The sequence below is a fragment of the Bacillus sp. DE0042 genome (assembly GCF_007680225.1).
Lineage (GTDB): Bacteria > Bacillota > Bacilli > Bacillales > Bacillaceae_G > Bacillus_A > Bacillus_A wiedmannii.
In genome coordinates, this window is the sequence record NZ_VEJP01000011.1 from 64,577 (window position 1) to 85,205 (window position 20,629).

General features: G+C 33.0%; 17 protein-coding genes and 1 pseudogene. 8 read left to right on the top strand and 10 right to left on the bottom strand.

Annotated elements, in window-relative coordinates:
* The first annotated feature begins 27 nt into the window (after window positions 1-27).
* Window positions 28-900 carry a TetR/AcrR family transcriptional regulator gene (locus tag FS802_RS28040; protein ID WP_098708160.1) on the top strand — a complete coding sequence of 291 codons (873 nt, stop codon included), beginning with the start codon at window positions 28-30 and terminating at the stop codon, window positions 898-900.
* 30 nt (window positions 901-930) lie between these two features.
* Here the strand turns inward: FS802_RS28040 and FS802_RS28045 are convergent, their stop codons facing one another.
* Together FS802_RS28045 and FS802_RS28050 are read right to left on the bottom strand one after the other, a co-directional pair.
* On the bottom strand, window positions 931-1,902 hold the full coding sequence (locus FS802_RS28045; RefSeq protein ID WP_001170707.1) for a glycosyltransferase family 2 protein: 972 nt from the start codon (window positions 1,900-1,902) through the stop codon (window positions 931-933).
* Between the two features lie 36 nt (window positions 1,903-1,938).
* Window positions 1,939-2,322: a GtrA family protein gene (locus FS802_RS28050; protein ID WP_000413281.1), complete on the bottom strand. Its 384-nt coding sequence runs from the start codon at window positions 2,320-2,322 to the stop codon at window positions 1,939-1,941.
* 313 nt (window positions 2,323-2,635) lie between these two features.
* On the opposite strand from FS802_RS28050, the gene FS802_RS28055 reads away from it, so the two are divergent.
* On the top strand, window positions 2,636-4,078 hold the full coding sequence (locus tag FS802_RS28055) for a glycosyltransferase family 39 protein (RefSeq protein ID WP_064476033.1): 1,443 nt from the start codon (window positions 2,636-2,638) through the stop codon (window positions 4,076-4,078).
* A 55-nt stretch (window positions 4,079-4,133) separates the two neighbouring features.
* Here the strand turns inward: FS802_RS28055 and FS802_RS28060 are convergent, their stop codons facing one another.
* The 5 genes from FS802_RS28060 to FS802_RS28080 form a co-directional block, all read right to left on the bottom strand.
* On the bottom strand, window positions 4,134-5,591 hold the full coding sequence (locus FS802_RS28060) for an ArnT family glycosyltransferase (protein WP_098653642.1): 1,458 nt from the start codon (window positions 5,589-5,591) through the stop codon (window positions 4,134-4,136).
* A gap of 92 nt (window positions 5,592-5,683) precedes the next feature.
* Window positions 5,684-7,237: an ABC-F family ATP-binding cassette domain-containing protein gene (locus FS802_RS28065; RefSeq protein ID WP_098653643.1), complete on the bottom strand. Its 1,554-nt coding sequence runs from the start codon at window positions 7,235-7,237 to the stop codon at window positions 5,684-5,686.
* A gap of 210 nt (window positions 7,238-7,447) precedes the next feature.
* The gene (locus FS802_RS28070; RefSeq protein ID WP_064476036.1) at window positions 7,448-8,269 is read right to left on the bottom strand and encodes a glycosyltransferase family 2 protein; all 822 of its coding nucleotides are present in this window, start codon (window positions 8,267-8,269) and stop codon (window positions 7,448-7,450) included.
* 28 nt (window positions 8,270-8,297) lie between these two features.
* Window positions 8,298-9,752: an oligosaccharide flippase family protein gene (locus FS802_RS28075; RefSeq protein ID WP_098653644.1), complete on the bottom strand. Its 1,455-nt coding sequence runs from the start codon at window positions 9,750-9,752 to the stop codon at window positions 8,298-8,300.
* A 384-nt stretch (window positions 9,753-10,136) separates the two neighbouring features.
* Window positions 10,137-10,649 (bottom strand): acyl-CoA thioesterase, encoded by a 513-nt coding sequence (locus FS802_RS28080; RefSeq protein ID WP_000412135.1) that lies wholly within the window; start codon window positions 10,647-10,649, stop codon window positions 10,137-10,139.
* A gap of 308 nt (window positions 10,650-10,957) precedes the next feature.
* On the opposite strand from FS802_RS28080, the gene FS802_RS28085 reads away from it, so the two are divergent.
* Window positions 10,958-12,271 (top strand): ArnT family glycosyltransferase, encoded by a 1,314-nt coding sequence (locus FS802_RS28085; protein ID WP_098653645.1) that lies wholly within the window; start codon window positions 10,958-10,960, stop codon window positions 12,269-12,271.
* 92 nt (window positions 12,272-12,363) lie between these two features.
* Here FS802_RS28085 and FS802_RS32140 read toward each other — a convergent pair whose 3' ends face one another.
* The 3 genes and pseudogenes from FS802_RS32140 to FS802_RS28095 all read right to left on the bottom strand — a co-directional run bounded on the left by FS802_RS32140 (window position 12,364) and on the right by FS802_RS28095 (window position 14,427).
* Window positions 12,364-13,104 carry a methyl-accepting chemotaxis protein gene (locus FS802_RS32140; protein WP_371399406.1) on the bottom strand — a complete coding sequence of 247 codons (741 nt, stop codon included), beginning with the start codon at window positions 13,102-13,104 and terminating at the stop codon, window positions 12,364-12,366.
* A 63-nt stretch (window positions 13,105-13,167) separates the two neighbouring features.
* Window positions 13,168-13,665, bottom strand: a pseudogene (locus tag FS802_RS32145) (protoglobin family protein); the annotation flags it as partial.
* A gap of 129 nt (window positions 13,666-13,794) precedes the next feature.
* Complete coding sequence (locus FS802_RS28095; protein ID WP_000924376.1) at window positions 13,795-14,427, bottom strand: trimeric intracellular cation channel family protein; 633 nt, start codon at window positions 14,425-14,427, stop codon at window positions 13,795-13,797.
* A 272-nt stretch (window positions 14,428-14,699) separates the two neighbouring features.
* Here FS802_RS28095 and FS802_RS28100 point away from each other — a divergent pair, with 272 nt between their 5' ends.
* The 5 genes from FS802_RS28100 to FS802_RS28120 all read left to right on the top strand — a co-directional run bounded on the left by FS802_RS28100 (window position 14,700) and on the right by FS802_RS28120 (window position 20,517).
* A complete protein-coding gene (locus tag FS802_RS28100; RefSeq protein ID WP_000947789.1) occupies window positions 14,700-16,106 on the top strand; it encodes an O-antigen ligase family protein in 1,407 nt (468 codons plus the stop codon).
* 77 nt (window positions 16,107-16,183) lie between these two features.
* Complete coding sequence (locus FS802_RS28105; protein WP_098653647.1) at window positions 16,184-17,284, top strand: glycosyltransferase family 4 protein; 1,101 nt, start codon at window positions 16,184-16,186, stop codon at window positions 17,282-17,284.
* Window positions 17,285-17,299: 15 nt separating this feature from the next.
* A complete protein-coding gene (locus FS802_RS28110) occupies window positions 17,300-18,040 on the top strand; it encodes a WecB/TagA/CpsF family glycosyltransferase (protein ID WP_000453366.1) in 741 nt (246 codons plus the stop codon).
* A 291-nt stretch (window positions 18,041-18,331) separates the two neighbouring features.
* Complete coding sequence (locus FS802_RS28115; RefSeq protein ID WP_000521098.1) at window positions 18,332-19,531, top strand: MFS transporter; 1,200 nt, start codon at window positions 18,332-18,334, stop codon at window positions 19,529-19,531.
* A gap of 269 nt (window positions 19,532-19,800) precedes the next feature.
* Window positions 19,801-20,517: a LytR/AlgR family response regulator transcription factor gene (locus FS802_RS28120; protein WP_098653648.1), complete on the top strand. Its 717-nt coding sequence runs from the start codon at window positions 19,801-19,803 to the stop codon at window positions 20,515-20,517.
* The last annotated feature ends 112 nt before the right edge of the window (window positions 20,518-20,629 follow it).

Here is a 20,629-nt window from a genome sequence, read left to right on the forward strand (position 1 = left end):
CGAGATTAAATTTAGGAGAGACATGATATGAAAGAAAAAGAGCGTTTAATTATAGAGATGGCTATGAAGTTATTTGCGACTAAGGGTGTAAATGCGACATCAGTACAGGAAATTGTTACAGCTTGTGGCATATCTAAGGGAGCTTTCTATTTATACTTTAAATCGAAAGAGGAGCTTTTATTAGCAACACTTCGATATTACTATGACAAGATTCAAAATAAAATGATGGATATTGAGAAAGAATCATTATTACCGCGTGAAAAATTTGCAAAACAATTGCATTGCCAGTTTAACGATATACAAAAGCATAAAGAATTTATTATTATGCATGCGAGGGAAAATGCTATACCTTTTAATAAAGAAGTAGAAGAGTTTATGATGAGAATGAAGTTAGAGTCTCACGCATTTTATCGGAATAGTTTGTTGTTTATTTATGGTGAAAAGGTTATGCCTTATTTATTAGATTTAGTCATTATGGTAGAAGGCATATGCCGTGGATATTTAGAACTAATCATTTTACAAGCACCGGAAATTGACTTATCTTATGTTTCTGCTTTTATTTTGAAAAGAGTAGATGATTTAGTAGAGGGATTGGTAGAATCTTCGGAAGAACCTGTGTTACATGAAGAAAAGCTTGGAGAATTTCTTTGCAAATCAGAGCTTATTAAGGAGCAGGTTAAGGAACACTTTTTAAAAGAAATTATTGTTTTTAAACGCACATTAGCTGATCAACTAGAAGATGAGGAATTGCTTGTTACATTAGATGTTTTGCAGGCAGAAATGAGGTTGCAAAATCCAAGGATCCCGGTCATTCAAGGGATGTTATCTAATTTAGAGATATATCCAAATTTAAAAGAATTTCGTTTGAGGATTATGGGGTATTACAATATAAAAAGGTAACAATGATGGTTTTCATTGTTACCTTTTTTATTATGCATTCACTTTTTCTTTTGTTTGTGTAGTCTCTTCTTGCTCAATATTGATTGTTTCTTTTACGATATAAATCGGACGGTTTTTACTCTCGTCATAAATACGAGCAATATATTGGCCAACGATTCCAAGACCAAGTAACTGAATACCGCTAAAGAATGTAATAGCAACCATAATAGATGCCCAACCTGTTTGCGTACCAGTACCAATAATTTTTACAGTAATTGTATATAGTAAGACGATTATTGAAATAAGAACTGATAATAAACCTAAAGTCATAACGATACGTAATGGTTTTGTTGAAAATGCAATAATGCCATCTGATGCAAATTTAATCATTTTCTTTAATGGATATTTTGTTTCACCAGCAAAGCGCTCATCGCGTTCATATTCAACATACGTTTGACGGAAGCCAACCCAAGACATCATACCGCGGATGAAGCGATTTCGTTCAGTCATTTGATTGAAAACATCAGCTACTTTGCGATCGATGATTCGGAAATCACCAGTATCTTTTGGGATATCGATATCAGACATGTAGTTTAAGAATTTATAGAAATATTTAGCTGTTAAAAGTTTAAACCAAGTCTCACCTTTACGTTGTTTACGTTTAGCATAAACAACTTCATATCCTTCTTCCCATTTTGCAATAAGTTCAGGAATAACTTCAGGTGGATCTTGTAAGTCTGCATCGATAATTACAATAGCGTCACCTTTTGCAGCAGCAATACCAGCTGTAACAGCTATTTGGTGTCCAAAGTTACGTGCGAAATTAACGATTTTTGTACGGTAATCATTTGCTGCAATCTCAGATAAGATTTCCATTGTACGGTCTGTGCTACCGTCGTTTACAAAGACAAACTCGTAATTAATATCATTTTGAAGCATAACGGACTTTAAACGGTTATAACATTCCTGTGCTACTTCTTCCTCGAAGTACATAGGAACTACAACCGAAATTAATTTTTGCATGTTGTATCCTCCGTATTTTTAATAAGTTGTTCAAGTTTAATTAGTAGCCTTTTCAGTTTGGTTGAATGTCCAAATTTTATTAAGGACAAAGTTTATAACCATTCCGACACCAATTGCGAAGATCTGTGCAATTAATGCATTAAAAGTAAGTTTATCTACTAATATAAATAAACATAATGTATTAAAAGCCAATACAATTAAATTTACAGTTAGAAATTTAAAGAACATTGACGTGCTTTTATTATTAGGTTTAAACACCCAATTTTTATTCCAATAGTAGCTATTGGCAACACCAATTAAATAGGCAATGGTATTCGCAATCAGGTAGTTCATCCCGAATTTTAATAATATCCAAAAGCTAATAATTGTAATGAGTGTATTAAAGATCCCTACTAAACCAAACTTTAAGAGTTTCTCCATAATAGTATCCTCAACTTTATAAAATGTATAAATAAAACAGGAATGTAAAAAGGTTATTCGTACATAACAACTATCAATTATATCATAGTTTATGCTAAGATGTTATATGTTTTGGGTAGATATCATTTTAGGATATAAAATAAATCTGTTCATAATAAAATGATTATTTTAAATTGGTATACTAGGAAATATAAAAGCAAACATAAAAGCAAACATGGAAATCATGATAATATTAATGTATAGTAGCTGGTAGTGTGATTTTTTTAGGAAATATAATGTTTTCCCATATAAATATGTTAAGGAGTGAGTTTTTTTGGAACGTTTTTCTGGATTGTTTTCAACCTTTTCTACACGTGCCATATACGGCATTTATAGTTTTTTCGTTGCAATATTAATTTTTGATTATTTTTCAGATACTCAAAAATATAATTATGTAATGATATTAGTTGGAGTTTTATTATTATGTACAATTGGAAACTTTATACTTAGCAGTGGATCGCTATACCTTGAAAGAGTAAATGAAAAAATATGTTTTTTTGTACTGCTAATTATTTGTGTAGCAGTGAAAACAGCGTGGATTCTTACATATAAGATTGATCCGATTGGTGATTATGAAGCGTTTTTTAATACGGCAAAAGCATTAGGTGACAACTTTGTTATTCATGATAGATATGTTGCATTATTTCCACATATTTTTGGGTATGCTTCATTCTTAAGTATCTTCCTAAAAATATTTGGGGCAAACTTTATGATTCCACCAATTATTAATGTTGTTTTAACTACAATATCGATGGGATTAATATATTTTATAGCTAGAAGAATTGGTGGAGTGAGAACAGCGATAACAGCAAGTGTTTTATGGATTCTCTTGCCATCACAAACGATGTATAACATGTTTGCACTTTCAGAACCGTTGTATTGTACAATACTGTTATTAGCCTGGGCAATTATGATAATTGTTTATGATAAAATTGCAAATATAACGATTGCAAAGGTTCTTATGTATTCAATTCTAGTAGCTGCATTACTTGTATTAATAAATATGGCAAGGCCAATTGCAGCAGTGCCAATTATAGCCCTAGCAATATGGATGTTTATTATAGATACAAAGCATATTGGGAATAAAAAGCTACTTATTAACAAGGTGGCATATGTAGGGGTTATCATTATTGGATACTTAATGATGTCTTCGGCGGTAAATCATTATGTAACATTACGTTTAGGTGAAGAGATAGCAACAGTGCCGGGATACAATATTCATGTAGGATTTAATAAGGGAGCTTCAGGAACATGGAATCCAGGGGATTCAGCATTACTATATCATTATAGTGGTCAACCAGGATGGAGTGCTCAGGACGTTCAAAAGCAAATGCTTGAAGAAGCGAAAAAGAGAATAAAAAACGATGATATAGATTTCGGGAAACTAATGTATGATAAATTTATTATCTTTTTAGGGAACGATGATCAAGCTGTTAAATATGCAGATCCAATTATGGATCATAAAGTACGATATACTATAATTTCTAATGTTTTCTATTACTTTTTACTAGCTACTTCACTGTTCGGGGCGTTAGTAGCTATAAAAAATAAAAATAAATCTTCACTTCTCATTATTTGTTTATACACGATTGGGCTAACAATGGCACAAATGATAGTAGAAGTAGCACCGAGATATCATTATTCGGCTACAATACCTATGATCTTTTTAGCTGCTTTTGGCATTAATCATATTTACAATAAAAAAGAATATAAATAAAAAGGCATGAGCTCGGTATTGCATCGAGCTCATGCCTTTTTTATTTGGCCTTATCTTATATTTTTGTAGTCTTTCTTTTAGACATGAGACGATAAACTACATATAGTCCAGAACTTTGAATGATTGTAAAGCTAGGGATGATAAAGTATCGGTATCTTGTTTGATATTCGATTAAGAAGTGAATCGTTATATATCCAATTATTAATAATAAAAATAGTGTGTAATGTGTGTTGTTTTGCTTGGTTAGTATGAGATAAAAAGTTGCTAACGTACCAAATAACATAGTTGTAATATATATATATTTATCGTATGTCTTAAGGTCGTCTTGTAAGGTAACCATATCATTCTCTGTGTTACTTAGTGTTGCCAGACTCCATACTGGGGCGGAATCATAATCTGCCCACATAATCGTGAATTTATCACTAAATAAAGATAAAACCTTTTGTGGATCAGCTAGTCGCTCTTGAATCAATTTCTTCTCAACGGCTTCCCGTTCTTTTCCAAGCTCAAAGGACATAACATATTCTACATCTGCTGAAGAATATCCACCTCTTGTTTCGTGATTAAGTCCTACGGTGAATTTCCAGAGAGGATCCCTGTTAGATAGCGGATATTGGGTAATTCCGGCAGATATAAATGAAGAACTTATAATGTAATGAACAAGGTAAAAAATGATGAAAATCCCAGATAATTTTTTTATAGAAGTTAAAATATCCTGTTTTGATTTTCCTAATATACCTTGTAAAAAGACATAAAGAGCTACTGCAATCAAAACTAAAGCGCCAAGTGGACGCATAATATCTCCTAAAGCTAGGGAGATCCCTATAAAAATCCACATATATTTATGGGTTAGGCCTTTTGTAATTAATAAATAAAACCCAAGATAAAATAGGAATGTGGCAATATGTTGATTCGTTAGTAATGAGCTCATTACAATGCTTGGAATATATAATGCATATAGTAATCCAGCCATTCTTCCAGACCATTCATTAAAAACATATGAAGTTATTTTGTAAATTAGCAAGGTTGTTCCTGTGCAATACATTATATTTAAAAGTTTTAGAAGGAAAGGCCCTTCACCGAATAAATTAATAATGAGGGCTTGGTACATTGTAAATCCAAGTTGATAAACCCATGAAGTATAATAGTCATCTTGTGCAAAACTAAAATCGCCTTTAGTAGCTTGAATAGCACTATTGTACATCACTGAAAAATCTGATTCGATAGGAGTTGGAACGTAGAGAACCCAAATTAATCGAACAGAAAAAGCTAAAACAATAAGTGAAACGGTAAATGTAAATGTAGACATATACTTATTAGAAATATAGCCAATAAGCAAAAATAGAAGGCCTATTAGAATAATAATCGGGATGATAATAAAGGAATGTGTGTCAGTTTTTTCTTGAATTACGACTATTGATTGCCACGTTATAGCAGCAGAAATAATTAGACATAGTACTAATAAGCACTTTACAAAAAATATATTAAGCTTTAGGGGGAATGTACGTTGCATTACTAAAAACTCCTTATCAAACTGTATGGTTATTTTAAATCGAAATCCCTTTACACGCTAAATAGTAGTGTAAAGGGATTTTTTTTAGGGGATTAAGAATTTTCTTGGGCCCATTTCTCTACATCCCAAGTTTTTGTTATCCACTCTTCATAAAAGTCTGGTTCGTGGCATACAAGAAGAATTGTTCCTTTGTATGCTTTCATCGCTTTTTTCAACTCTTCTTTTGCTGTAACATCAAGGTGGTTTGTTGGCTCATCAAAGAGTAGCCAGTTACTTTCTTCACCCATTAGTTTACATAAACGAACTTTTGCTTGTTCGCCACCGCTTAATTGATTCAGTGGACGAGAGATGTGTTCGTTTTTTAAACCGCATTTCGCTAACATTGCACGTACTTGATGCTGGTCTAAGCTAGGGAATGTATTCCAAACATCATCAATCGGTGTTATATTATCAGCTTTTACTTCTTGCTCGAAGTATGATGGGTTTAAGAAGTCACCAAGACTTGTTTTTCCGCTTAATGGTTTAATCTTACCTAAAATCGTTTTTAACAGTGTTGACTTACCAACACCATTACATCCAACAATTGCAATTTTTTCACCACGTTCGATTGTCATTGTTAATTTTGGTAATAACGGATGTGTATATCCAATCTCTACATTTTCCCCTTCGAAGACAAATCGACTACTTGCACGACTTTCTTTAAAGGAGAACTCAGGCTTAATCGCTGTTTCAGGACGATCGATACGCTCCATGCGATCAAGTTGTTTTTGACGGCTCTTCGCACGGCCTGTTGTTGAGTAACGGGCTTTATTTTTTGCAATAAAATCTTCTTGTTTTTTAATAAACTCTTTTTGTTTTTCGTAAGCATTAATATGTTGATTTTTATTAATTTCCGCTAGTTCTAGGAATTTTTCATATGTCGCTGTATAACGCGTCATTTTTGTGAATTCTAGATGGAAAATAACATCGACACATTTGTTCATAAATTCCGTATCATGGGAAATTAATAGGAACGCATGTGGATATTCTTTTAAATAATTTGTTAACCAATGAATATGTTCAACGTCTAAATAGTTGGTAGGCTCATCTAATAGTAGTACTTCTGGTTGCTCAAGTAGTAATTTTGCAAGTAATACTTTCGTACGTTGTCCACCACTTAATGCCGCAACATCACGATCTAGACCAATTGCGTCAATTCCAAGGCCACGTGCTGCTTCTTCAATTTTAATATCTAATAAATAGAAGCCACCTGCTTCAAGGGCATCTTGAATTTCTGCCATTTGTTCAAGAAGTTCCTCTAATTCTTCCGGTGTAGCAGTTCCCATTTTTTCTGCAACTTCATTTAAAGCTTTTTCTTTTTCAAATAAAGGTAAAAATGCATCTGCTAATACGTCACGGATCGTGCGACCAGGTGTTAAAATGGTATGTTGGTCTAAGTAACCATAATTTGTACCAGGTGTCCATTCTACACGACCTTCGTCATGGATAAGCTGACCAGTAATTATATTCATAAATGTTGATTTACCAACACCGTTTGCTCCAACTAATCCAACATGTTCTCCTGCGAGTAAGCGCATGGATACATCTCTAAATAATGTACGATCACCAAATGTATGGCCTAATTTTTCAACAGTTAATAAGCTCATAATGTCCTCCGTTCATTTCTAAATAGTGTCTTGAATCATGATACTAAATTCTTGGATATAATGCTATCATTTCAAAAATATATAATATAATTGACCAGTAAGGGATGCGATTATAAAAGAATGATGGGTTACTTTGCAAGAAATAAGAGATGCAAGAGAAATAAAAAAACAAGGTGTAACCATTTAATAAAAGTGGTTACACCTTGTTTTTTATTTTAAATATCCACGAACAATTCCGCGTAAGCGATTTGCGTGGAATTTGCGCTTATCATTAGAAATATTTTGTGTCATACGGAATGTTGCCGCAGCGACAGCACGTAAGAAATAAGGGAATCCATAGTGTAGGCGAATAACCCTACCAAAACCACCAGCATAAGAAATGGCACGTTTTAATGATTGTTCATTAATAATTTCCTCTTTTACAGGATGGTATACGAACAGATCTTTTCTAAATAAACCAGTATAATTTTGTTTCATACCACGTAGTACAAAGTCAGTTTCTTCACCAGCTCCATAAATCGTGCCAGAACCAACACCTAAATCTTCATCAAATGTACCTACATCTTGTACAAATTGCTTTGTGAAGAATAGTGTGAAAGAAGGTCCCATGAATCCATACTTATTATTTAAAATAATGTCTGTATTCGGTGCGTGTATTAAAGAACCTGTTCCTTCAACATTTGTAGTGTTTGTTGAGATGAAATGAACATCTTTATTAGAGTTGAAAGTTTCTAATATACTCTCTAAAACATTTGTTTCATAAATACAATCATCATCTGGAAAAGCGATGACATCGCCATCCGCTACTTTTAATCCTGCATTTCGCGCTCTCGATAGTCCTTTAATGGGTGTATAAATGTAATGAATAGAAAATTTTTCTTTATATTCATCAAATAAATCAGAGATTGGTGTATCATTTTGATCTACTACGATAAGTTCGAAGTTTTTGTAAGTTTGTTGTTCAAGTGATTTTAGTAAGTCAAGAATATCATCACGTCTGCCACAAGTAGCCATGATTAAAGAAAATTTCAAGTTTAACAGCTCCTTTTAGAGATTGCGTTTAAGCTTTTTTGAATCGTGCCAGTATCTTTTCAAGTAGTGAAAATAGAATTTCATCCTTTGTTATAAAGAGGATAAGGGCATATGTTAATCCACACGTTATTATTACTAGGATAACTTGTAGTATTTGCCCAGATACGAGCATATCAATAACGAATGCTATCGGGACAAATGTTAGTGAATAAAATAGATATTTAAGTTTTTGTATATCGAATAACGTATAATTCACTTTTAATTTCTTTTTCACATAAATATATTCAAATGTGATTAAGAAACAATTCGCAATTGTTGTTGTGAAAATTGCGGTTGTTGGTGTAAGTACATGGAAATATATTAGTGCAATATTGGATGCTAAGTTGATAAATCCACAAATGAATAAAAATCGCACTAAAATGCTTTCTTTCTTTTTTACATAAATAATTTGATTCGATAAAATGGACTCAATACCGACTGTAATCATATAGAAGGCGAAAACAATTAATGTATTACCAGCCTCAGCAAATTGTTGTCCACCGTAAATAACAACAGCTCCATGAGCAATGAGCATTAAACCAATTGAGGCGGGGAATAGGGTAATGAAATATACTTTTGAAATTTTGTTTAATAATGATTCGTATTCCATTTCAGATGCGTTCCCTGATAAGTAAGACAGTCTTGGAACGGTTACTTGTACAACACTTAACATAAGTGTATTAATAATCATCATAATTTGAAAAGCCATTACGTAATATGCAACTTCTTCTTTTCCAACATATACCCCTAAAACAAGACGATCTAATTGAGTATATAAAATATTAGCATTTGAAAAAATCAAGACTAATAGTAACGGTTTTAAATGAGGAATAATCGTTAAGTCGGAAAAATCAAATTTTACTTGGCGTTTCACATATATAAAGCTAATAGAGTGGTTTAAAAATGTCGATAATACTAATAAACCAGCATATGTTTTGTAATCGTCGACCCCATGAATGAAAGAGAAAAGAAGTACAACATAGATTAATCGAACGATAACTGTTTTTTTAGTGATGAAGTCATAATTTTCATATGCTTCATTGAACCATTCCACATAAAACATATTAGATATAAAGTTAAAACCGAAAATAAGAAGAACAGGAAATAGACTTTCATGTCCGTATCCAATATAACTAAAGAGCACAAAGCCTGATAAAGCCAAAATACTAGTTGTGAAGTTAATTACATAGAGACTTGTAAATAACTTAGAAACTTTCTTTTTATCGTTTTTAATTAAGCTAATTTCACGTAAACCATATTGATATACACCAAATACGGCGAACACGAAGAAGTAATTGAAAAAAGTTTCAGCAAGGTTAACGGTTCCAATTGAACTTGCTCCTAACGTTCGATATGCGTAAGGACCAACTAAAATTGGAAGTATAATATTAAACGTGTTGAGCAGTATTTTATAAAAAATATTTGAAGCAATTGATTTCTGCATAATTTCACCTTTCCATTAAAATAATCCAGTTTCATTAAAATACTTGCTATGTCATAGTAAGGTTTTTTTCACTAGAGTTAATTCTCTCAATATAATGAAGTGTAAGGTGTTTTCTACACTGTTTACAAATCCTTAAATTGTTTTGTTGACCACCCGTATAAGTGTACCCTACATAAACTTTGTAAATCAACTGTTGATGGCATAGAACCCTATTATAAATGGGTTTTTATTCATTAAAAAAAGCTAAGGCTGAGCAGGTATGTATAAAAATATTACATAATATGTGTGAAAAGGGGTAATGGTTGTATGAAGGTGTGGAATTTCTTATAAAAATGAGCGAATACATGATAGTATTCGCTCAGAAGATATTTTAATGGTGAAGGCCTATATACTCCAAGGTTTACTTAAAGTTAGAACTTCAGCCATTTCCTTGCTTTTTACACGTCCTTTTTTTCTACTTTCAGCACGTTCAGAACCAGTTGTGTGTAGCCAATGTTCTTCTTCCGTTTCAGGTAGCACTTGTGGAACAGAAGAAGGTTTTCCATCTTTTAATGCAACGAATGTAATGAAACATGTTGCAGCTATTCTACGTTCGCCTGCTAATAAATTCTCTGCAATTACTTTTACGAACACTTCCATTGAAGATTTTCCTGTATAACATACGAATGCTTCGTAACAAACAGAATCTGCTTGGTGAATGGGAGTTAAAAAATCAACCGAATCGATAGATGCTGTTACGCAATGTTTACGGCTATGTCTTGCAGCTGCAATTGAAGCGATACTATCAATTTCTGCTAATAATTTTCCTCCGAAAAGTGTTTGATGATTATTTAAATCATTCGGAAAAACACGTGTTGTTTTAATTGCTTTGGATTCTCGCATGAATTTCTTTTCCATATGGTCAGCCCCTATTTTCTGTTTTCAATCAGAATGACATGTATTGTAAGTGGAGTACAAATAAAAATCGATAGATATTTAATGAAGTAAAGAATTCCAGAAGAGGGTTAGTAAAACTTCTGTATTTGTATTCATGTAACTGAAAGAAAATTTATTACTATATAAAGTGTAGTGTAAAAGAGGATTCGCTTACATTGCAAGTGAAAAAATTAGGACCCTGTATTTGTCATAGAAATTCCCTATCAGCTGTGTACCTATTCATGATAGAATCGTTTTGTTATGAATGGAAATAGAGGTGCAATGGACATATGAATCATATACAAACAAATTTTTCGTCTTTTTTCAGTAAAATAATGATTGGTGCGATGCTCGCATTTTTTGTTTATAGTTGTTGGTCAGCGTTTGAAACAAGTAAACAATTTTTTGGCGACAGTACAACAAGTGTAACAATTGTATTGGTTATTTTTGTTATTCTCATGCTGTTAGTGGCATCAATTTTACAGTATCGTTTTACAGATAAACAATTTCTTGTTTTCCTTATGAGTACATCTATAATTGTGAGACTTAGTATGGTTCTATTTGTAGACGTTCCGATAATTGGTGATATGAAAGCTATGTTTGAGTCTGCAAAGCAGATTGCAATTGGTAATAACATAGAGAACGTAGCGCAGTTACCTTTTATTATTTATGAATCAATTATTATTCGTGTATTTGGTGATACAGTATTTGCATTGCAGTTATTCAATATTTTATTTTGCACAGGGACTGCATTTTTCATTTATCGTATTGCAGCAATGGTTTTCGGAGAAGAATGCGGCCGTATTGCGTCTGTATTTTACGCTTTATATATTCCGAATATATTTATGAGTTCCTTATTAACATCAGAATCGCTCGCAATATTTTTATTTTATTTGGCTTGCTACATACTTTTATATAAAGGTTTAGATCATCCTTATATGTGGGTACTTTCAGCAATTTTATTTGCATGCAGTAATATGATTTTCCCAATAGGATTATTTCTTCCCATTTTTATTGCTGTATATGTGTTGTTAATTGAACTCTTTCAATCAGCAATGAAGCAAAAAGTACTATTAAAGATGATAGGGATACTTATTCTGTTTTATAGTGCTCATTTTGGTGTGAGTTATGGAATTCAGACAATGGGAATGTCACAATATACAATTTCAAATGAGACGTATGTTCAATCTGTTTTAATTGGAAAAAGTAAAAATGAGGAAAAAATAACAAAGAATCAAAACGTAACAGAGCATATTGATCAAAAGCTAAAAGAGATTGAAGAAGAAAGATTTAAACTTTTAAAGCCAGTAATTAATCAATTCTCAGGTGAGGGAATACATTCTATTCTATTTAAATGTGAAAAACTTATATATATAGCGGTAACATTATTTATGTCGATAGCTTTATTACACTTTCTTATTAAGAAACAACAAAGCGAAGGATATATGTTGTTCGTTTTGTTAATTGGCGGATACGTATTGTTAAGGCTCTTCCAAGTAGATATGGCATATTACAATCTTATTGTACCAGCCTTGTTTATTTTGCAAAGCTTTGGTGTTTATATGAGTTACGTTTATTGTCAAAAAATATTCTTCAGAAAATAAAAAGAATCCAGTTTGGATTCTTTTTTTATGGATGGAAGATGAGGACTCAGAGTCAGCAGAGATGAAGAATCTCTACTGACATAAGCTTCACCCTATCTATTCAGTTCTAGTTGTAAACTATCAGCTGTTAGAGCCATTTTTGAGGAATCGTCTTGAATTCCTTTCATTACTTGTGAAATGGTTTCTAACTCATTTTCAATTTTTTTATTCTGTTCTTTCGAGTTAGACATGTCTTTTACAATTTCTTGGAAGTATTGATCTGTTGCAGACATACTATCCGTTCCTTCAGATACGAGGGAGCTAATTTGTTTCACTGAAGAAGAGACACGAACAATTTGTTCATTTGTTTTTTCAACGAGCTTTGTAACGTTGAATATAGATTCTTTCGTTTGCTCTGATAACTTGCGAATTTCTCCAGCTACAACAGAAAAGCCTTTGCCAAATTCCCCAGCACGTGCAGATTCAATAGCAGCATTTAGTGCGAGCAAATTTGTTTGCTCTGCAATTGATTTTACAATGTCTATAATCTCGTTAATTTTGTTAGAAATATCGAGAAGTTCATGAGTATCTGTAATAATCGTTTCCATGTTTGTTTGAATGTATTCCATTCGTTTATTCTGTTGATTTAATTGTTCTTTCCCTTTATTCGCTTTTTCTTCTGATGTTGTAGCTAATGATGTACCTGTTTTGGCAATTTCTACAATAGTTTCAGATTTAGCGGTTAACTGTTGAATAGAAGCACTCGTTTTTTCAGATACAGATGCTAGTTCTGTTGCAATATGCGTAATGGTCATAGCTGTTATTTCTTTTTCTTTTTCATGTTCTTTTTGCATTCTTTCATATTCATATTCATAGGCCGCAATAACGAGCTCTTGTTCAAGGGTGAATAATTTGTTTATTACGTTTATAGAATAAGAAAAATCGTCAATTGTTGTAATTTTTGTTTGCAAAATCTTCATGATAGAGCGGAATAATTCTTGATAAGCAGCTGTATACCACTTTCTATGTAAACCAATTTGTACATGTCTTTTGGCAATTCTAACACGTTGTTCAATAAAATCTTCGTGCATATCTCCGCTGAATAATTCTTTTATATGTGTTTTTAAAGTTTGCTTTAGTTTTGGAATAGAGCTATAACGTTCAATAATAGTAGTTAAATTAGGCTGCTTTGTAATATTGGCATAGAATTTTTCCGTAATCCAATCAATTTTTTCATAAATAAAGGGTTGTAGTACCTTTACGATTTGTAAATCTTCTTTTGAAATATGTAGCATATCCATTTGAATTTTCAGTTCAGAATTAGTAGGCACGTTAAAAGTGATTTTTTGATCCTTACTTAATTCAAGTATACTGGCGTTTGTTTTATTTGTATGTTTTTTAAAAACCCCAAGCATCGTTCTTCCCCCTGTGTATAAAGCGTTTTCATTTTTAGTTCTAATATAATTATATATTTTTATATGCAATTACTCTATATTAGTGTGTAGAATAGTATATAAATTAAGAGAATTCTATGTAGAATTCTCTTAATGGCCTTTATTAATTTTAGCATGTGTTTTAAAGAAAACTGGGAAATGTACATTATATATTACAGTGACAACACGAATAATGAATGTTACTAATAAACAAACATAGAAAGCTAGTACGTGTGCCCCCATTGCATATGTGATTAGGAAACTAATTGCTCCTAAGATAGAAGCGATTGCGTAAATCTCTTTTCGGAATACGTAGGGGATATCTTGAGCGCAAATGTCACGCAAAATACCGCCTCCAATACCTGTAATGACTCCCATTGAAACAACTAAAAATGAGGCGTCAACATGATGTGACATTGCCGCATTTGCACCAATAGCTGTAAAAACACCTAAGCCAACAGCATCAGAAAGCATAATAACGACTTGCAGTTTATTGATACGCTCAAAAAACATACAAGTAAATAATGCTGATAATACACTTACAAAAAAGTAAATGGGTTTAACAAATGCGACAGGAGGCAGGTTACCGATCATAATATCACGAATAATACCGCCGCCGAGCGCAGTGGCTACAGCTAAACAAAGGACACCGAATAAATCTAAATCTTTTTTTAAACCAACTAATGTACCGGAAATAGCAGCGGCGATAATGCCAAGAAACGTAAATATGTCGATTAATAACATTGCTGTAATCCCTTCCTCCTAAAGATGTTCCAGAGAAAAAATATACACTAAAGTTATGTAAATAACAATGCATTTTCTTTACATGTAGAAAAAAAGAAAAAATGAGGAAAGAAAGCGCTTGAAAATGCAAATATGCTTTTTTTCTATAAGGTAAGATGGGGGAGAAATGTGAGACGTTTAATTAAAAAATATATGTTATAATAAATATTTGAGATAAGAAAAAAATATTAACAGTATAGATTGAAATTAGGTAATAGTTATGGAGGTTCTAGATGTTAAGCGAAAATAGTAAAAGTAATAAATTTGAAAATTTCCTATTAATCTTTATTTTGTTGCAACCAATTTTAGATTTGCTCACAGCATTCTGTATAATGGTTTTAAAAATTGATACGACCATTGGAGTTATTACACGCTTATTCGTTATGTTCCTAAGCGGGATATATATTTTAATTCAAACGAAGAAACAAGGAAATATAAAATATATATTGTATATAATTTTAGTAGGAATAGTCTTCACCATCGGATTGGTAAATAACAAGCTTACAAAAGATCCTATGGTACTTTCAGAGGAAATTAAGTTTATAGCAAAAGCATTATATCCGTTTGTTATGCTTACTTGTTATGTGTTTGTATTTAAGTCTTTAAAAGAGAAAAGCCGTTCAAATTCAAAAATGCGTGACTATATTACGTATGCGTCGCTAATTATAGGAGTAGTCATGGTAGCTTCGATTACTACTGGAACAGACTATAATAGTTATGAATGGGTAAAGTTAGGATCACGCGGTTGGTTTTATGCAGGTAACGAGCTAGGATCTATTTTAGCCATCATGTGTCCAATTGTTATTTTGTATTCAATCGAAAAAACAAAAAGTATAGGTAAAGCGTACTATTGGATTCCTTCAATTTTAGTTGTTTATTCACTATTTGCAATTGGGACAAAGGTTGGCGTAGGAGCAATCTTTGGATCAATGGCTATCGCAGTTGTTATGTGCTTTATTCAAGCATTTACACAGCGTAAAGATGGAAAGAAACATGCCTATTTATTGAATGGTTTTCTTGCAATAACTGTATTTGTAGGCATATTGGCATATACACCTTTTTCACCGTTTATGAAAAATATGGGATTCCATTTCCAATTAATTGAACAAGAACAGAGTGTGAAAAAGGAAGAGAAAAAGAAGGAGGAAGCTAAAGAGCACAAACCTCCTGTGACAGAGCAAGAAAAAGAGAAAGAAAAAGCAAAAGAAAAAGTAGCGGAGAAGAAAGAAGAAACGCAAGCTCTTATTTTTAGTGGGCGTCAATTATTTGAACAGATGTATAAAGATTTCTATAATGAAGCCCCAATGTCTCAAAAATTATTAGGAATGGGTTATGCTGGTAACTATAAAGAACAGCCGAAATTAATTGAACGTGACTTCCACGATTGGTTCTATTCTTTCGGAATCATAGGGTTTATTTTACTTGTAATTCCATTCTTATACTTTGGTATTAAATTTATTGCATGTATATTTACTAAATTTAAACAAATATTCACAGTGAAATATGCAATGATGATTGCAGCAATACTTCTCGGATTAGGTATCTCATTCATGGCTGGTCATATTTTAATTGCACCTGGAGTGAGTTTCTACTTAGTATTAATCATGGCATATTTAATAGTTGACTTGGAAATTGAATGATAGAAAAATAAAAGCTAGCATATGTTAGCTTTTATTTTTCTATAGTAAATAAAAAGAAAAAATGGGGGATGTAAGAAATGAAAGTGTTGCATATGAATGCTGGTGCAGAAGAAGGTGGGGGGAAAACACATATTATTTCACTTTTATCTCAATTTTCAAAGGAAGAAGTGGAATTAATGGTATTTGAAGAAGGTGCGATTGCTAGAGAGGCGAGAAACCTTGGTATTCAAGTGCATGTTTTTACCCAATCATCTCGGTACGACCTATCAATTCTTTCAAAAATAAAAGCATTTATTAATGAAAATCAATTTGACATTGTGCATACACATGGCGCACGAGCAAATTTCTATCTCTCCCTCTTGAAAAAAGGTATAAAAGCGAAATGGATAATGACTGTCCACAGTGATCCAACTTTGGATTTTATGAAGAGGGGATTAAAAGGATGGGTATTTACGAAGTTAAATTTACGTTCTTTCAGGAAGGTAGATTTATTCTTTGCAATTACGGAAAACTTTAAGAGAAACATAATAAAACTAGGTGTACCAGAAGAGAAGATTTGTACGGTTTATAATGGAATTGAGTATGATAAGACTCTAGCAAAACCTTATGATAAGAGTGAATTTGGCATCGATGAAGGAGTATTTACAGCCGTTCAAGTAGCACGTCTTCATCCTGTTAAAGGTCATGATATTTTATTTGAAGCGTTACAAAAAATTCAAATTCAAAATATAAAGGTGCTCTTGCTTGGTGATGGACCTATAGAAGCAGAATTAAAAGAGATGGTGAAACAAAAGGGCTTAGAGGATAAGGTGATGTTTCTAGGTTTTCGTACAGATTCCAAAGAATTATATGCATCTGCACACATTAATTTGTTAACCTCTTATAGCGAAAGCTTTCCTCTTGTTTTATTAGAAGCGGCTAATCAGCGCTTAACATCTATTGCAACAAATGTAGGTGATATGAGAAAGTTAATAGTTGATGATACGTATGGATGGGTTGTACCAATTGGTGATGCAGACTCATTAGCAAACGCGTTAGAAAATGCTTATGAAAAATGGTTGAATGGTGAATTAGAAGCGATGGGAAATCGTTTATATAATCATGCATCTACTCATTTCTCGCTAAAAAATTTGTATGAAGATACTTATAATGCATATAAAAAACTTTTACTGAAATAGAGAGGATAGTTAATCATGGAAGTAAAAACGGTTGATATTCTAGGTGTTCCTTTTTCTACAATGACAATGGATGAAACAATCCAATATTTGAAGGGACAACTAGAATTGGAGCGAACTCATACTTTTCAGGTAGTAACAGCAAATCCTGAAATTGTTATGTGTGCAAAAAAGGATGAAGCATTCCATAAAACATTATTAAATACAGATTTAATTACACCTGATGGTATTGGAGTTGTAAAAGCAAGTGGTATGTTAGGTACACCTGTAAAGGAACGTGTAGCAGGTTTTGATTTAATGTGTAATCTATTTGCAAAGCTATCAGAGGAGAATAAACCGGTATCTGTTTTCTTACTTGGTGCAAAACCGCATGTTGTACAAGCTGCAGCAAATCATTTAACGAAGACATATTCAGCTGTATCTATTGTGGGTACACAAGATGGGTACTTTAAACAAGAAGAAGAAGAGAGTATCGTTTCTCGTATTCAGGAAGCAAAACCAGATTTATTACTTGTCGCGCTTGGGTTCCCAAGACAAGAGAACTTTATCCAAACTAATAAGCATCGTTTAGAAACGAAGATGGCTGTTGGAGTGGGCGGAAGTTTAGATGTATGGGCTGGAGAGGTAAAACGTGCACCAAAATGGATTCAAGCGATTAACTTAGAGTGGTTTTATAGATTGTGTAGTAATCCAACGCGCTGGCGTCGTCAGTTAGTATTAGCGGAATTTTTAAAAGAAGTCATGCGTTCGAAAAAGTAGCGAAATATCGCTACTTTTTTATTTGTTCATTTTTAATAAAGTGAGGCTTTGCTCATCCACCACTGATGGTTAACCCTCACCAATCGGACGTTTAACAGCAGTTGATTTTCCATCTAACCTCTTTGCTTCAGCTAAATTTGGAGGTGGGAGTCTTACTGCCCTCAAATAGTGGGATAAGTATTTTACTTTTTGGGAATGATGAAGGAGAATTTTTTACACGAAAGTATTTTACTTATGCAATTCACACATGTAAAATTATGTGTAAAGACAGCTGTGTAAGGAGGACTTCTTGTGGGCAAGGTGAAGGAAATTTCGAAGCGAAAGCTACTTGGTATAGCAGGGCTTGGATGGTTATTTGATGCAATGGATGTTGGAATGCTTTCATTTGTAATGGTAGCATTGCAAAAAGATTGGGGATTAAGTACGCAAGAAATGGGCTGGATAGGCAGCATTAATTCAATTGGTATGGCAGTCGGAGCGCTCGTTTTTGGAATACTATCAGATAAAATAGGGCGGAAATCAGTCTTTATTATTACATTATTACTATTTTCTATCGGTAGTGGTTTAACTGCTTTAACGACGACACTTGCGATGTTCCTTGTGTTACGATTTTTAATTGGTATGGGGCTTGGCGGAGAGCTTCCAGTTGCTTCTACATTAGTATCAGAGAGTGTTGAAGCACATGAACGTGGCAAAATAGTTGTCCTATTAGAAAGCTTTTGGGCAGGTGGATGGCTAATTGCAGCTCTTATCTCGTATTTTGTTATTCCGAAATATGGTTGGGAAGTTGCAATGGTATTGAGTGCGGTTCCGGCGCTATATGCTTTATATTTAAGATGGAATTTACCGGATTCCCCAAGATTTCAAAAGGCTGAAAAAAGACCATCTGTTATCGAAAATGTAAAGTTGGTTTGGTCTGGTGAATATCGTAAGGCAACAATTATGTTATGGATTCTATGGTTTTCTGTTGTCTTTTCTTACTATGGGATGTTCCTTTGGTTACCTAGTGTAATGGTATTAAAAGGATTTAGTTTAATAAAAAGTTTCCAGTACGTACTTATTATGACGTTAGCTCAATTGCCAGGATATTTCACGGCTGCTTGGTTTATTGAACGACTTGGTCGTAAGTTCGTTTTAGTTACGTATTTAATCGGTACAGCATGTAGTGCTTACTTGTTTGGAGTGGCGGAGTCATTAACCGTATTAATCGTGGCAGGCATGTTACTATCCTTCTTTAATTTAGGTGCTTGGGGTGCATTATACGCTTATACACCGGAACAGTATCCAACGGTTATTCGTGGTACAGGTGCAGGGATGGCAGCAGCATTCGGTCGTATTGGTGGTATTCTGGGGCCGCTATTAGTAGGATATTTAGTTGCTTCACAGGCTTCACTATCACTAATATTTACGATTTTCTGTGGATCAATTTTAATTGGCGTAGTTGCTGTAATTGTACTTGGGCAAGAAACGAAGCAACGAGAATTAGTATAAGGTGAAACTTTAATTGGCGAGGGATTTATCCCCCACTGATTATTAGCCAGCACCAATTGTGTTTTTGGGGAAGTAACACTCATTTCTTCGCATTCAGTGAGTGTTACTTCCTACAAATAATGGAATAAAAGGTCAGGGGGAACCGTTGTGGTTTCCTTTTTTCTGTTTTTTTAGATAAATAATGGTATAGTAAGAAAAAGGGAATGTTTCTTATAAAAGCGAATGTATACAACAAGACATATGGACAAACGAATTAGGTGGTTGAAGAAATGAAAATTTTACTGATCATGGAAGAAGCAGAAGAGCGAAGAAGTTTAGCTGAAAAATTTACTGAAAATATAAGGAATGTAGAATTTTTTGAAGCGAATACGGGAACAGAATCATTATTTATCATGAAAAAACATACACCAGATTTTGTTTTCTTGAATTCAAAATTATTAGATGGAACTGGTTTTGAATATGCGAGTTTATTACGGGAAGTAAATTGTTATACGAAATTGATTTTTATGGGTGAAGATATAGAAGAGTCGATTATGGCATTTCGTTTTCAAGCATTCTATTATTTACTACGCCCATTTCGTGAGGAAGATTTGCAATTCCTTTTATATAGAATGTGTAAAGAGCAAGGCGAGAAAGCAAAGAGTTATTTGCGGAAGCTACCGATAGAAGGTCAAGAGGGAATTCGATATATTTTCCCTGAAGATATTGTATATGTAAGCAAAAATAAGGAAAACAAAACGGTTTCAATTTATACAACAAATAATCATTATATTTCAACATATACACTTCAGGAGCTGGAAAATAAGCTAAATGTATATGATTTTTTACGTGTGCATAAAAGTTATTTAATTAATATGTCATATGTACAAGAACTAAAACCTTATTATAATGGCACATATAATCTGTATTTAGATAAATATGATGAGCAACCGATTCCAGTTAGTCGTAATTATGTGAAACGACTTCGAAATAAGATTGAATTATAGTAGGTAATGCGAATTTTTTAACATGATAAACTAAAAATCCTTCATGATAAGGAGGATTCAAATTAAATATTCAGAAAATTTAGTACAATCCCACTAAGCAATAGTATTGGGG